General features: G+C 69.3%; 15 protein-coding genes and 1 pseudogene. 6 read left to right on the plus strand and 10 right to left on the minus strand.

The annotated features are described in order from the left end of the window. On the minus strand, nucleotides 1-940 hold a 940-nt coding region (gene dprA / locus KDH83_RS24985), incomplete at its 3' end, for a DNA-processing protein DprA (RefSeq protein WP_212320709.1). Nucleotides 941-1,159: 219 nt separating this feature from the next. Here dprA and def point away from each other — a divergent pair. Together def and fmt are read left to right on the plus strand one after the other, a co-directional pair. Beyond that, nucleotides 1,160-1,672 (plus strand): peptide deformylase, encoded by a 513-nt coding sequence (gene def / locus KDH83_RS24990; RefSeq protein WP_212320710.1) that lies wholly within the window; start codon nucleotides 1,160-1,162, stop codon nucleotides 1,670-1,672. A gap of 30 nt (nucleotides 1,673-1,702) precedes the next feature. Continuing rightward, a complete protein-coding gene (gene fmt, locus KDH83_RS24995) occupies nucleotides 1,703-2,644 on the plus strand; it encodes a methionyl-tRNA formyltransferase (RefSeq protein ID WP_212320711.1) in 942 nt (313 codons plus the stop codon). A gap of 100 nt (nucleotides 2,645-2,744) precedes the next feature. Here fmt and KDH83_RS25000 read toward each other — a convergent pair whose 3' ends face one another. From KDH83_RS25000 to KDH83_RS25025, 6 genes are read right to left on the minus strand one after another with little or no spacing between them, the layout of a single operon-like run. After that, nucleotides 2,745-3,263, minus strand: a complete 519-nt coding sequence (locus tag KDH83_RS25000) for a class IV adenylate cyclase (protein ID WP_212320712.1) — start codon at nucleotides 3,261-3,263, stop codon at nucleotides 2,745-2,747. 40 nt (nucleotides 3,264-3,303) lie between these two features. Continuing rightward, entirely contained in the window at nucleotides 3,304-3,930 is a 627-nt protein-coding gene (locus tag KDH83_RS25005) for a pyridoxamine 5'-phosphate oxidase family protein (RefSeq protein ID WP_212320713.1), read from the minus strand. A gap of 20 nt (nucleotides 3,931-3,950) precedes the next feature. Further along, nucleotides 3,951-4,577: an HAD-IA family hydrolase gene (locus KDH83_RS25010; RefSeq protein ID WP_212320714.1), complete on the minus strand. Its 627-nt coding sequence runs from the start codon at nucleotides 4,575-4,577 to the stop codon at nucleotides 3,951-3,953. 31 nt (nucleotides 4,578-4,608) lie between these two features. Further along, nucleotides 4,609-5,175: a hypothetical protein gene (locus KDH83_RS25015; RefSeq protein ID WP_212320715.1), complete on the minus strand. Its 567-nt coding sequence runs from the start codon at nucleotides 5,173-5,175 to the stop codon at nucleotides 4,609-4,611. Nucleotides 5,176-5,224: 49 nt separating this feature from the next. Then, a complete protein-coding gene (locus KDH83_RS25020) occupies nucleotides 5,225-5,809 on the minus strand; it encodes a TIGR00730 family Rossman fold protein (RefSeq protein WP_212320716.1) in 585 nt (194 codons plus the stop codon). Between the two features lie 46 nt (nucleotides 5,810-5,855). Further along, nucleotides 5,856-6,266: a helix-turn-helix domain-containing protein gene (locus KDH83_RS25025; RefSeq protein WP_212320717.1), complete on the minus strand. Its 411-nt coding sequence runs from the start codon at nucleotides 6,264-6,266 to the stop codon at nucleotides 5,856-5,858. An 80-nt stretch (nucleotides 6,267-6,346) separates the two neighbouring features. Here KDH83_RS25025 and KDH83_RS25030 point away from each other — a divergent pair, with 80 nt between their 5' ends. Further along, a complete protein-coding gene (locus KDH83_RS25030; protein ID WP_212320718.1) occupies nucleotides 6,347-6,664 on the plus strand; it encodes a multidrug efflux SMR transporter in 318 nt (105 codons plus the stop codon). 99 nt (nucleotides 6,665-6,763) lie between these two features. On the opposite strand, the gene rimO is transcribed toward KDH83_RS25030, so the two are convergent. From rimO to KDH83_RS25045, 3 genes and pseudogenes are all read right to left on the minus strand, one after another. Beyond that, nucleotides 6,764-8,080: a 30S ribosomal protein S12 methylthiotransferase RimO gene (gene rimO / locus KDH83_RS25035; RefSeq protein ID WP_212320719.1), complete on the minus strand. Its 1,317-nt coding sequence runs from the start codon at nucleotides 8,078-8,080 to the stop codon at nucleotides 6,764-6,766. A 100-nt stretch (nucleotides 8,081-8,180) separates the two neighbouring features. Further along, a pseudogene (locus KDH83_RS25040) lies at nucleotides 8,181-8,402 on the minus strand (transcriptional regulator); the annotation flags it as partial. 143 nt (nucleotides 8,403-8,545) lie between these two features. Continuing rightward, the gene (locus tag KDH83_RS25045) at nucleotides 8,546-9,178 is read right to left on the minus strand and encodes a LysE family translocator (RefSeq protein WP_212320721.1); all 633 of its coding nucleotides are present in this window, start codon (nucleotides 9,176-9,178) and stop codon (nucleotides 8,546-8,548) included. Between the two features lie 130 nt (nucleotides 9,179-9,308). Between KDH83_RS25045 and rsmB the strand changes: the two genes are divergently transcribed. The 3 genes from rsmB to KDH83_RS25060 all read left to right on the plus strand — a co-directional run. Beyond that, the gene (gene rsmB / locus KDH83_RS25050; protein ID WP_212320722.1) at nucleotides 9,309-10,646 is read left to right on the plus strand and encodes a 16S rRNA (cytosine(967)-C(5))-methyltransferase RsmB; all 1,338 of its coding nucleotides are present in this window, start codon (nucleotides 9,309-9,311) and stop codon (nucleotides 10,644-10,646) included. A gap of 40 nt (nucleotides 10,647-10,686) precedes the next feature. Beyond that, nucleotides 10,687-11,277: a DUF4390 domain-containing protein gene (locus KDH83_RS25055; protein WP_212320723.1), complete on the plus strand. Its 591-nt coding sequence runs from the start codon at nucleotides 10,687-10,689 to the stop codon at nucleotides 11,275-11,277. Next, the coding region (locus KDH83_RS25060; RefSeq protein ID WP_212320724.1) for a HAMP domain-containing protein at nucleotides 11,274-13,268 on the plus strand (1,995 nt) is incomplete at its 3' end. The genes KDH83_RS25055 and KDH83_RS25060, both read left to right, overlap by 4 nt.

The raw sequence follows: 13,268 nt of genomic DNA on the forward strand, positions 1-13,268 counted from the left end.
GGGCCGCCGGTGCGCGCGAGGCGGGGCGGGACGGCAGCGGCGGGCCGCCCAGGTCGTCGGGGATGTCGGGGGCCGTCTCCACCAGTTTCGCGCCCTGGCGGATCAGCGCATGGCAGCCGCGCGACAGCGGCGAATGGATGGAGCCCGGAATGGCGAAGACCTCGCGGCCGCATTCACCGGCCAGGCGCGCGGTGATGAGCGAGCCGCTTTGCCTGGCGGCTTCCACCACCAGCACGCCGCGCGCCAGTCCCGCCACGATGCGGTTGCGCTTGGGAAAGTGCTGCGGCAGCGCGCCCGTGCCCAGCGGCAGCTCGGACACCAGCGCGCCATGCGCGGCGATGCGATGCGCGAGTTCGCGGTGGCGGGCCGGATAGATGCGGTCGATGCCCGTGCCCATCACGGCCACGGTGCCGCCACCCTGCGCGCCCGCGTCCAGCGCGCCTTCGTGCGCGGCGGCGTCGATGCCCAGGGCCAGTCCGCTGACCACGCGCCAGCCATGCGATGCCAGGTGGCGGGCGAAGGCGCGCGCGTTTTCCTGGCCGCCGGGCGTGGCGCTGCGCGCGCCCACCACGGCCAGCGCCGGGCCCTGCAGGAAGGCCGGCTTGCCCGTGACCATCAGCAGGATGGGTGGATCGGAAATGGTCAGCAGGCTTTGCGGATAGCCGGGATCGGCCAGCGTCAGGATGTGGTGGTCCGGCGCCTCGGCCCATTCCAGGCTGCGCTCCACCTGCGCCTGCATGTCCGCCGGCATGGGCGCGGCCAATTGCCGCGCCAGCGCCTCGGGCAGGTGGCGCGCCAGCGCGGTGGCCCGCTGCGCGTAGATCTGCTCGGGCAGGCCCAGCGCGCTGAGCAGCGTGCAGGCGGTGGCCGGGCCGACGTTCGGCTCCAGGGACAGGCGCAGCCAGGCGGACAGTTCGGCGGCGGTTTGGGTCAGGGGCATGGGCGGGGCGGATGCGGATTGCGGGCGATGATGGGGCCAGAGTGTCGCACGGCGCGGCGCGGCCCGCCGGCCCAGGGGTGGATCGAATCGCGCACCCCCTGGCGCTGAAAGCAGGGCCGCATCCAAAGCGAACGCCAAGTTAGCCGAAAACTATTAGAAATCAATACTCTAATGAATTAAACTCATGCCAAAGCAATCAATCATTGGCGATCCTTCTTCATGGCTTTACTTCCCATCCTTCGCTACCCCGACCCGCGCTTGCACAAGAAAGCCAAGCCCGTGGCCGAGGTCGACGAGCGCATCCGCCAGCTGGCCCGCGACATGGCCGAGACCATGTACGACGCGCCCGGCGTGGGCCTGGCCGCCACGCAGGTGGATGTGCATGAGCGCCTGGTCGTGATCGACGTGTCCGAAGACGGCAACCAGCTGCTGACGCTGATCAATCCCGAGATCACCTGGCATAGCGACGACTACAAGATCTACGAAGAAGGCTGCCTGTCGGTGCCGGGCATCTACGATGAAGTCGAGCGCGCCGCCCGCATCCGCTGCAAGGCGTTGGACATCGACGGCAAGCCCTTCGAGTTCGAGGCCGACGGCCTGCTCGCGGTCTGTGTGCAGCACGAGCTGGACCACCTGGACGGCAAGGTGTTCGTGGAATACCTGTCGAACCTCAAGCAGAACCGCATCAAGACCAAGCTGAAGAAGGCCGAGCGCGAAGCCGAGCGCGCCTGATTCCCCGTTTTCCTTTCCTGGTCCCTTCCCATGCGTCTCGTATTCGCCGGCACGCCGGAGTTCGCTCGCATCGCTTTTGACGCGTTGCGGGCGGCCGGCCATGACATTCCCCTGGTCCTGACCCAGCCCGACCGGCCCGCCGGTCGCGGCCTGAAACTCACGCCCAGCCCGGTCAAGCAGGCCGCGCTGGATGCCGGCATCGCCGTGGCCCAGCCGCGCAGCCTGCGACTCGACGGCCGTTATCCCGACGAGGCCGCCGAGGCGCAGGCGCAACTGCGCGCCATCGCGCCCGACGTGATGGTGGTGGCCGCCTACGGCCTGATCCTGCCGCAATGGGTGCTGGACCTGCCGCGCCTGGGCTGCCTGAACATCCATGCCAGCCTCCTGCCGCGCTGGCGCGGCGCGGCGCCGATCCAGCGCGCCATCGAGGCCGGCGACGCGCAGACCGGCGTGACCATCATGCAGATGGACGCGGGCCTGGACACGGGCGACATGCTGCTGGAACGCGTGGTGCCGATCGGCGCCGAGACCAATGCCGCGCAGTTGCACGACGCGCTGGCCGAGGCCGGCGGCGAGGCCATCGTGGCAGCGCTGCGGGCGCTGGCCGCCGACGGCCTGCCGGCCCGCAAGCAGCCCGAGGCAGGCGTGACCTACGCGGCCCAGCTGGACAAGGCCGAGGCCGCGTTGGGCTGCGCGCAGCCGGCGAGCCTGCTGGCCCGCCGCGTGCGGGCCTTCAATCCGGTGCCGGGCGCCAATATCCGCCTGCCCGGCCTGGACGATCCGGTGAAGATCTGGCGCGCCGAAGCCGTTCCCGCGCCGGCGGGCGCGGTTCCCGGCAGCGTGCTGCGCGCCGATGCGGATGGCATCGACATCGCCACCGGCGAAGGCGCGCTGCGCTTGCTGGAGTTGCAGAAGGCCGGCGGCAAGCGCCAGCCGGTGGATGTGTTCGTGCGGGGCTGGCAGCCGGCCTGAGGTGCTGTTCCACCGCGTGCCTCGCACGCTTGCCGTGGCGGCAAGCGGTGCGGCGCGCGCCCGGCGCCGGCGGCATCGCGGGCGCGAATCCCCGCCGGTTTCACCGGGCCTGCGCGGCCAGCAGGTCCAGGTAGGCGCCGGACAGCAGCTGCGCAGGTTTCACACCCAGGCTGGCCAGCAGGCGGTGCGCCTCGGCCATGCCGGTCTCCGCGCTTTCATCTTCCCGCAGCACCACTTCCAGCTCCAGGAATTCCCCCAGCCCTTCGACGCGGTCCAGGTGGATGCGGGTGCGTCCGGCCATATAGACCCGCCGCTGCTTGCGCACCCGGCCGATGACGCCGTAGGCCAGCTGCAGCGTCTCGCGCAGCGTGTCGGGCGATGCCGTGGGCGAGATCACATAGAAGCTTTCCTTCGGGCCGGCGTCGTCGGCGCGGCGGTAGAAGATCAGCTCGCCATGGCCGTCGGCGAAGGCGCGCAGCTTCAGCCTGCCTTGGGCGCAGGCGAAGAAGGTGTCGTCCTGGGCGATGGCCTGGGGCGGCTGGCCCGACAGCGACGCCGCGATCGGCTCGATGGCGGCCAGGCTATCGACGCGCGCCTTGATTTCGACGTTGCGGGCCATGCATGGCTCCAGGTTGTGGGCGCAGGGCCGCGCCCGGGTTTCAGTACAGCGTCTTGGCCACGCGCGCCGGAAAGTCGCGGTCGTAGGCGACGCCGTCGAAGGTGCCGGCCGTCAGGTCGGACAGGATGCGGCCGGCGCTGGGCAGGGCGCTGCGCGGTACCTGGGTGGACGCGTCCCACAGGCGCGAGCGCAGCAGCGCGCGCGAGCATTGGAAGTACACGGTCTGCACCTCGACCACCAGCACCGAGCGCGGCAGCTTGCCGTCCATGCCGAAGCGTTCCAGCAGCGCCGGATCGGTGCTGATGCGGCCCAGGCCGTTGACGCGCAGCGTCTCGCCCACGCCCGGCACCAGGAACAGCAGGGCGACGCGCGGGTCGGCCAGGATGTTGCGCAGGCTGTCGATGCGGTTGTTGCCGCGCCGGTCGGGCAGCAGCAGGGTCTTCTCGTCCTCGACCACGACGAATCCGGCTGGGTCGCCGCGCGGCGAGGCGTCCAGGCCGTCCGGTCCCGCCGTGGCCAGCATGGCGAAGGGCGAGGCCTCGATGAAAGCGCGGTAATGCGGGTGGACGTGGTCCACTTCCTTCTTCAGCGAGGCTTCGCCGGGTTCGCCGTACAGCGCTTGCAGGGCGTCGGAGTCGGTGACGAGATGGTCGGGATCGAGGCGCATGATGACGCTAGGGAAAAGGGTCAGGTCAGGACGGCGGGCAGTTCCGCCACGGTCAGCAGCAGTTCATCGGGCTGGCGTTCGCGCAAGGCGTCGACATGGTTGTAGCCCCAGCCCACCGAGGCGATCCGCACGCCGGCCTTGCGCGCCGCTTCGATGTCGCGGATTTCGTCGCCCACCAGCAGGAAGCGTTCCGGCGCGATCTGGTGCCGTTGCAGCAGGCGGTCGATCTTGGCGGCCTTGCCGAACAGGTCGGTGCCGCATTCGTAATCGTCGAACAGCGCGGCCGCGTGCGGCCCGAGCACGCGCTGCACGTTCTCGACCGAATTCGAGCTGACCACCGCCAGCCGCAGGCCGGCGGCCTTGAGCGTGGCCAGCACGTCGACCATGCCGTCGAACAGATGCACGGACGGGTCGATGTCGCGCATCAGCTCGCGCATGTGGGTCATGATGGCGGGCAGCTTCCACAGCGGAATGCCCAGGTACTTCAGGATCGCCATCGGATCGCGGTGGCGCAACTGCTCGCGCTCGGCCGCGTCGATCTGGCGAAAGCCGTATTTCTCGGCCACGGTGTTCAGGACGGAGTTGAACCAGGGCATGGTGTCTGCCAGGGTTCCGTCGAAGTCGAAGGCGGCGAAGTCGTATTTCAAGAATCGGATCCGGTGCCAGCCAGGCGCGGGGTTACTGGCCGTTGGGGTGTAGCAGGTAGTGCACGACCGGCGCCAGCGCTTCCAGCGGCGGCGCGCCGGCCACCACGCGGCGTGCGTCGGTCCAGGGATAGTCCAGCGCCGTCAGCCAGCCGAAGACCGCGCCGGCGTCGTCCGGCGGCAGCGTGACCATGGTCTCGATGGTGATGGTCAGGCGCTCGGCGCGATAGGGTTCGGCCTGGAAGTTCCAGTCGTAGCGGCCACAGCCGACGCGCACGGCGCCGCCGGCCTTTTCAGTCATGCCGACCAGCCAGTCGCAGCGATACTCGGACAGCCGCTGGCCGGCCTCGGGGCGCGACAGGTAGAACGTGAAGACGTTGTCGTAGGTCTGGCCGAACTTGCGCACCAGCGTGTCGGTGATGGCGGCCAGGCCGTGCGATTCGGGCGGAAAGGCGATGGCCTGCGTGCGCAGCGCCATCTTCAGCACTGCGTCGGGCGCGAAGGCGCGGGCCATGTACAGGGGGCGGTTCTCGTCCTTGGCATGGAAGTAGTCGCGCAGGACGGATTCCGTGCTGGAGTGGGGCTGCGGAGCATGGGTCATTGCGTGGGTTTCCATGTCGATGATGACGGGACCGCCCGATCCGGCCGCGTCAGGCGGCCTTGACCGGCTCGAACCACTTCGAGACGATCGGCGCCTGGTAGGCGGCGTAGCGGTCCAGCAGCGCGACGGGGTCCTGCTCGACCACCAGCATGTCGCGGTGCTGGGGGCGGATGAAGGATTCGGCCACGGCATGGTCCAGGAACTGGAGCATGCCGTCGTAGTAGCCGGCCACGTTGAGCAGGCCGCAGGGCTTCTCGTGCATGTTCAGCTGGGCCCAGGTCCAGACCTCGAAGAATTCCTCCAGCGTGCCGGCGCCGCCGGGCAGGGCGATGAAGCCGTCGGCCTTGTCGATCATCATGGCCTTGCGCTCGTGCATGGTCTGCACCAGGTGCAGTTCGGTCAGACCGCGATGCGCGTGTTCTTTCTTGAGCAGCAGTTCGGGGATCACGCCGATCACGCGGCCGCCGCCGGCCAGCACTTCATTGGCGACCTCGCCCATGATGCCGACCACCGAGCCACCGTAGACCAGGCCGATGTCGCGCTTGACCAGCTCGCGCGCCAGCGCGCGGGCCTGTTCGATGTAGTCGGGGCGGTTGCCGGGATTCGAACCGCAATAGACGCAGAGATTCTTCATTGTTCTGTCCGGAAAAGCGATAGTTTACGCAAGGTTGCGCGGCGCTTCAGCGCGGGGCGTGGCGCGCTTGTCCCTGCGCCGGCCGGGCGTCGTGCCGGCTTGCCGCGGCCTGCAATTCCTGGTGATGGGTTTCGGCCCAGCGATCCAGCGCCAGCAGCGCGACGTTGAGCGAGCGGCCCAATTCGCTCAGGCGGTAGCGCACATGTGGCGGCACCGTGCGCAGGTCCTCGCGCAGCAGCAGCCCGTGGCGCTCGAGGTCGCGCAGGGTCTGCGTCAACACCTTCTGCGAGATGCCGTCGAGCCGGCGCAGCAATTCGCCGTTGCGCATGGGGCCGTCGGCCAGCGCCGGCAGCAGCAGCGGCACCCACTTGCCGGAGATCAGCTCGAGCGCGTGGCGGGAAGGGCAGGCGGCGTTGAAGACGTCGGCGGTCGGCGCGGGCGTTGAGGGCGTGTCCATCGTTACCAGAAAGTGCGTACTGTTCCGCGCCCACTATAGCCCGTAAGCTGGCCGGTCCGAAGTTTGCACAGGAGGCCGCGATGGCCTGGTGGTTGTTGATCGCCGCGAGCGCGGCGGAAATCGTGATGGCGCTGGCCTTGAAGTACGCGCAAGGCTGGACGCGGCTCTGGCCCAGCGTGCTGGGCGCGGCGGCGGCGCTGGGCAGTGTGTTCCTGCTGACGCTGGCGCTGCGGCAGCTGCCGGCGGGCACGGCCTATGCGGTCTGGACCGGCATCGGCGCGACCGGCATCGCCGTGCTGGGCATCGCGCTGTTCGGGGAATCGGCGTCGCTGGCGCGGCTGGCCTGCATCGCGCTGATCATCGGCGGCGTGGCCGGATTGAAGGCGCTGGAGGGCTGAGGGCGCGGGCGCTGCCGCCGCGCATGTCGCGGCGCGCGCGCCAGGGCCGACAGGCGCGGCCACGGCGCCGCAAGAGGATGCCGTGGCCCGCGCGCAGATTTACAGCTTGTCGGCCCAGAGGTCGTATTCGTCGGCGTCGGTGACGCGCGCGCGCACCATGTCGCCGGGCTTGAGCGGCTGTTCCGAGCTGACGTAGACGCAGCCGTCGATCTCTGGCGCGTCGGCGCTGCTGCGGCCCACAGCGCCGTCTTCGTCGACCTCATCGATCAGCACGTCGATCTCGCGGCCGACCTTGGCCTGCAGGCGGCTGGCGGAGATGGCCTGCTGCTGCTCCATGAAGCGTTCCCAGCGTTCCTGCTTGACCTCGTCCGGCACGGGGTTGTCCAGCAGGTTCGCCGGCGCGCCTTCCACCGGCGAATACTGGAAACAGCCGACGCGGTCGAGCTGGGCTTCCTGCATCCAGTCCAGCAGGTACTGGAAGTCCTCCTCGGTCTCGCCGGGGAAGCCGACGATGAAGGTCGAGCGGATGGTCAGGTCCGGGCATTCCTCGCGCCAGCGCTTCACGCGCGCCAGCGTCTTGTCCTCGAAGGCCGGACGCTTCATGGCCTTCAGGATGCGCGGGCTGGCGTGCTGGAACGGAATGTCCAGGTACGGCAGCACCTTGCCTTCGGCCATCAGCGGAATGATCTCGTCGACGTGCGGGTAGGGATACACATAGTGCAGGCGCGTCCAGACGCCCATTTCGGACAAGGCCGTACAGAGCTCGGTCATGCGGGTCTTGACCGGGCGGCCGTTCCAGAAGCCGCTGCGGAACTTCATGTCCACGCCATAGGCGCTGGTGTCCTGCGAGATCACCAGCAGTTCCTTGACGCCGGCCTTGACCAGGCGCTCGGCCTCGCTGAGCACGTCGCCCACCGGACGGCTGACCAGGTCGCCGCGCATCGACGGGATGATGCAGAAGCTGCAACGATGATTGCAGCCTTCGGAGATCTTCAGGTAGGCATAGTGGCGCGGCGTGAGCTTGACGCCCTGCGGCGGCACCAGGTCCAGGTAGGGGTTGTGGTCCTTCTTGGGCGGCGCGACATTGTGCACGGCGCGCACCACCTCTTCATATTGCTGCGGCCCGGTCACGGCCAGCACGCTGGGGTGCACGTTGCGGATCACGGACTCTTCCACGCCCATGCAGCCGGTGACGATGACCTTGCCGTTCTCGGCCAGCGCTTCGCCGATGGCTTCCAGCGATTCGGCCTTGGCGCTGTCGATGAAGCCACAGGTGTTGACGACCACGACATCCGCGTCGTTGTACTCGGGCGTGACTTCGTACCCTTCGGTGCGGAGCTGGGTCAGGATGCGTTCGGAGTCGACCAGGGCTTTCGGACAGCCCAGGCTGACGAAGCCGACTTTGGGGGAAGACATGGGATACCTCGGTGGGCGCTGCCGGCGCCGATGATCAAATAGTGCGCAATTTTAGCGCGGCGGGGCAGGGGGCGGTATTTTACCGGGTCGGGGCGCTTGGCGCCGACAGGCAGGCCTGTTCCATGCGGAATTTGATCGTTTCGATCGGGTTGGGCGCTTTCAGCGGGAAGTGACCGGCCTCGTAGCGCTCGATCAGGATCGAAAGCACGTCCAGTGTGTCGCTTTCTGCCGTGCCAGGCGACGGATCGGCGTCCACGAGCGTGGAGGCCACCTTCAGGGCGGCGGCGTAATCCTGCCTGGTCCGGATCGGAGGAATGTCCATGCTTGTCATCCCATGCAGCGGTAGGGAGCGTGTGTGCTGACGACTTCCGCCGGCGGTAGTCGCGTTTCCGCGACTCTACCGCGTGCAGTTCGTCAGGGCGACAGAGAGAATGAACAACTTGGTCCGATTTTGATCTCGACGCTTCACGGCGCCCCGCGCCGATACAGCGCCAGCGTGGCGGCCAGGCCCATCATCAGGCTGCCGCAGACGCGGTTCATCCAGCGCAGGCCGGCGCCGCGGAAGGCGCGCACCAGCTGCGCGCCCAGCGTGGCATAGGCCAGCATGGTCGCGACGTTCATCAGCGCCAGCACGGCGGCCAGGGTGGCGTACTGGGCGAACAGCGGCGCGGCGGGATTGATGAACTGCGGCAGGAAGGCGGACATGAACAGCAGCGCCTTCGGGTTGGTCAGCGCCACCATGAAGCTGCGCAAGCCCAGCTTGAAGCCGCTGGCATGGCGCGCGCCGGCATCGTCGGCCGGCATGACGAAGGCCGCGTCCGAGCGCAGCATCTTCCAGCCCAGCCAGGCCAGGTAGGCCGCGCCAACCCATTTGACCGCCTGGAAGGCGACCTCGGACGCCGCCAGCAGCACGCCCAGGCCGGACGCCACCGCGCCGACCAGGATCATGTCCGCCAGCACCGCGCCGGCCATGCCCCAACAGGCAACGCGCACGCCGTGGCGCGAGCCGTTGCTCATGGCCAGCAGCACGGTGGGGCCGGGGGTGACGATGGCGACGGCCGAGGCCAGGATGAACAACAGCAGGGTGGCGGTGGACATGAGGGGCTCCGAGGCAAGCGGCCAGTGTGACCGTGCCGGCGCGGTTCGTCCAGCGTCTCTCCGGCGCCCCCCGCCGGCGCGGCCGCCGCCGCCGGGCTACCATAGCGGTCTTATCCCTTGATTTCCTGCCATGTCCACGCGTTCCGACACCCCCCATCTGGCCCCGCCGCTGTCTTCTGTCCTGCTTTCCAGCGCGGGGGTGGTCGAAGAGGTCCTGGACGGCCGGTCCCTGACCGAGGCGCTGGCCGACGTCGAAGGCGCGCTGCGCCCGGCGGTGCAGGCGGTGTCGTTCCACGCGATGCGCTATCTGGGCTGGGCCGACGCGGTCGGGCGGGAACTGGTGCAGCGCTATCCCAACGTCCTGTTCGAGTCCCTGCTGTTGGTGTCGCTGACCCTGCTCAAGGCGGAAGGCGAGGCCGCGGCCGCCGTGCCGGGCATGCCGGTCTACGCGCCGCACACGGTGGTGGACCAGGCCGTGACGGCCGCGTCCAAGGCCCGCGCCCTGGCCTCGTTCAAGGGGCTGCTCAATGGCTGCCTGCGCCGTTTCCTGCGCGAGCGCGAGGCGCTGGCGGCGGCCGTGGCCGACAGCCCCGAGGCCCAGTGGAACCACCCGGGCTGGTGGGTCAAGCAGCTGCGCGTGGCCTATCCGCAGCACTGGCAGGCGATCCTGCAGGCCGCCAATCTGCCGGCCCCGCTGACCTTGCGGGTGAACCGCCGCCGCGCCAGCCGTGAACAGGTGCTGGCCGCGTTCCAGGATGCCGGCCTGGCGGCGGAACCGGTGGGCGCGGCCGGCCTGGTGGTGGCGACGCCCCGGCCGGTGGTCCAGCTGCCCGGCTTCGCCGAGGGCTGGTGGTCGGTACAGGACGCCGGCGCGCAACGGGCCGCCGAGTTGCTGGCTCCGGCCGACGGCATGCGGGTGCTGGACGCCTGCGCGGCCCCGGGCGGCAAGACCGCCCACCTGCTGGAGCTGGCGGACATCGACCTGCTGGCCCTGGACGCCGACGCCGGCCGCCTGGAGCGGGTCGGCCAGAACCTGGACCGGCTCGGCCTGGGCGGCGACCGGGTGCGGCTGCAGGCCGCCGACGCCGCCGACCTGGACGCCTGGTGGGACGGCAAGCCCTTCGACGCCGTGCTGGCCGACGTGCCGTGCACCGCGTCGGGCATCGTGCGGCGCCATCCCGACATCCGCTGGCTGCGCCGCGAGAACGACCTGCGCCGCACCGCCGCGCTGCAGACCCGTATCCTGGACGCCCTTTGGCGCACCGTGGCGCCCGGCGGGCGCCTGCTGTATGTGACCTGCTCGGTGTTCCCGATCGAGGGCACGCGCCAGGCGCTGGAGTTCCTGCAGCGCCACCCCGAGGCCCGGCGCCTGGATGCGCCCGGCCAGCTGCTGCCAGTTGCGGTCGATGCAACACCTGCCGAGCAACAGGACGGATTTTTCTACGCCTTGTTTGCCAAGCCGTCCTGAATCGCCAAGAATAAGGGGCATAACGGTGTAGCGGTGTCGTATGTCCATCATTTCGCGCTTATTTTTCGGGTTGTTGCTGGCTTCTGCCTTGCTGTTTCTCATGCCGGGCGGGCAGGCGCACGCTTCCGAGCCGCGCGTCGTCAGCGTCCAGCCCGCTGTGCGCGACGGCAAGCTCCAGGTCGACGCCGACGTGGAATTCGAGCTGAACCAGCAATTGCGCGATGCCGCCCAGCGCGGCGTGCCGCTGTACTTCACCGCCGACCTCACCATCACCCGCGATCGCTGGTGGTGGTTCAACAAATCCCTGGTCGACACCACCCGCACCTGGCGCGTGACCTACAACGCGCTGACGCGGCAATGGCGGGCGGGCGTGGGCGAGCTGAGCTTCCCCGTGGCCTCGCTGGACGACGCCATGAGCGTGATCCGGCACATCCGCAACTGGCAGGTGGCCGACGCCGACGACTTCGATGAAGACACCCGTTACGACGGCCAGCTGCGCCTGCGGCTGGATACCTCGCTGTTGCCCCGGCCCTTCCAGGTGAACGCGCTGAACAGCAGTTCCTGGATCCAGGCCACGCCCTGGGTGGATTTCGTCTTCGAGATCAACGGCTTGGAGAAAGACCCATCATGAGGCTGCTGCTCAGGCTGGCCCTGGTGGTGGGCGCCATCAGCGGCCTGGGGCTGCTGGGCCTGTTGGCCTGGTCCACCGGCAATGCCTCGCGCTTCGCGCGCTATTACGACGTCCTGCTGATCCTGAACGGGATCTTCGCGCTGGCGCTGTTCGTCTGGGTGGTGGCGCTGACCGTGCGGCTGGCGCGGCAGATCCGCCGCCGGCAGTTCGGCGCCCGCCTGACCGCCCGTTTCGCCCTGGCCTTCGCGCTGATCGGCGTGGTGCCGGGCGCGCTGATCTACACCGTGTCGGTGCAGTTCATGTCGCGCTCCATCGAATCCTGGTTCAACGTGCGGGTGGACACGGCGCTGGAGGCCGGCCTGAACCTTGGCCGCGCGGCGCTGGATTCCCAGCTGGCCGACCTGGACGCCCGCGCACGCTCGATGGCGGTGGAACTGAACCGCAATACCGACGTGGGCGTGTCGCTGGCCCTGACCCGCTTGCGCGAGGCCAACGGCGTGCAGGAGGCCATGGTGTTCACCGGCAGCGGGCGGATGGTGGCGTTTTCCACCAACCAGTATGGCCAGCTGCTGCCGGCCATGCCGCCGGCGGCCGTCCTGAACCAGCTGCGGGTGGCCCGAGGCTATTCGGCGGCCGAGGCCGACGATCCCGTCACGGCCGGCGCCGACGGCGGGCTGCATTTGCGCGTCATCATTGCGCTGACCGGCCCCGATCGCTACGACAGTCCGCTGAGCGCGGCCCCCGAGCCGCGCTGGCTGCAACTGCTCCAGCCCGTGCCCGAGCAGATCGCGCACAACGCCAACCAGGTCCAGCAGGGCTTTCGCGACTACCAGGAGCTGGCCCTGTCGCGGCTGGGCCTGCGCAAGCTCTACGGCATCACGCTGACGCTGGCGCTGCTGCTGGCCGCCTTCGGCGCCATCGCCGTGGCGCTGTCGCTGTCCAAGCGCCTGGTGCGCCCGCTGCTCAGCCTGGCCGCCGGCACGCAGGCCGTGGGCGTGGGCGACTACCGGCCGCTGCCCGAGCCGCCCGAACGCGACGAAGTCGGCCAGCTGACCCGCTCGTTCAACGCCATGACGCGCCAGCTCGACGAGGCCCGCCGCATGGTCGAGAGCAACCGCCAGCAGCTGGAACGCTCCAACGTCTATCTGGAAAGCGTGCTGTCGAACCTGTCGTCCGGCGTGCTGGCGTTCGATGAGTCCTTCCGCGTCACCACCGTCAACCAGGGCGCGCAGACCATCCTGCAGGCCGACCTGCGCTCGGTCATTGGCCGGCCGCTGGAAACCGTGGACGGCATGCTGGAATTCGCCAACGTCGTGCGCCAGGCCTTCTCGGCCCACGCGGCGGTGGGCTCCGAGCGCCAGCACTGGCAGCAGCAGTTCGAGATCACGCCGGTCGCCTCGGCCGACAGCGACATCGCGCCCCAGCCGCTGACGCTGCTGGCGCGCGGCACCCACCTGCGGGTGGACGGCCGCGGCAACGGCTACCTGGTCGTATTCGACGATATCACCGAGGTGATTTCCGCCAACCGCACCGTGGCCTGGGGCGAGGTGGCGCGCCGGCTGGCCCACGAGATCAAGAATCCGCTGACGCCGATCCAGCTGTCGGCCGAGCGGCTGGCCATGAAGCTGGAAGGCAAGCTGCCGCCGGCCGAGGCGCAGATCGTCGAGCGCTCGACCAATACCATCGTCAACCAGGTGGCCTCGCTCAAGCAGATGGTGGACGATTTCCGCGAATACGCGCGCACGCCGCCGGCCGTCATGCAGCGCATCGATTTCAACGCCCTGGTGGCCGACGTGCTGTCGCTGTACGGCTGGGACCCCGAGGGCGGCGGCGCCGGCCGCTTCGGCGAGAAGGCCCTGAACCTGGACGTGACGCTGGAAGCCGGCCTGCCGGCCATCGAGGGCGATCCCACGCAGCTGCGCCAGGTCATCCACAATCTGCTTTCCAACGCCCGCGATGCCATCGCCGAGCTGGGCGGGGAAGGGCGGGTC

Source organism: Achromobacter sp. Marseille-Q0513 (assembly GCF_018195695.1).
Classification (GTDB): Bacteria; Pseudomonadota; Gammaproteobacteria; order Burkholderiales; family Burkholderiaceae_B; genus Achromobacter.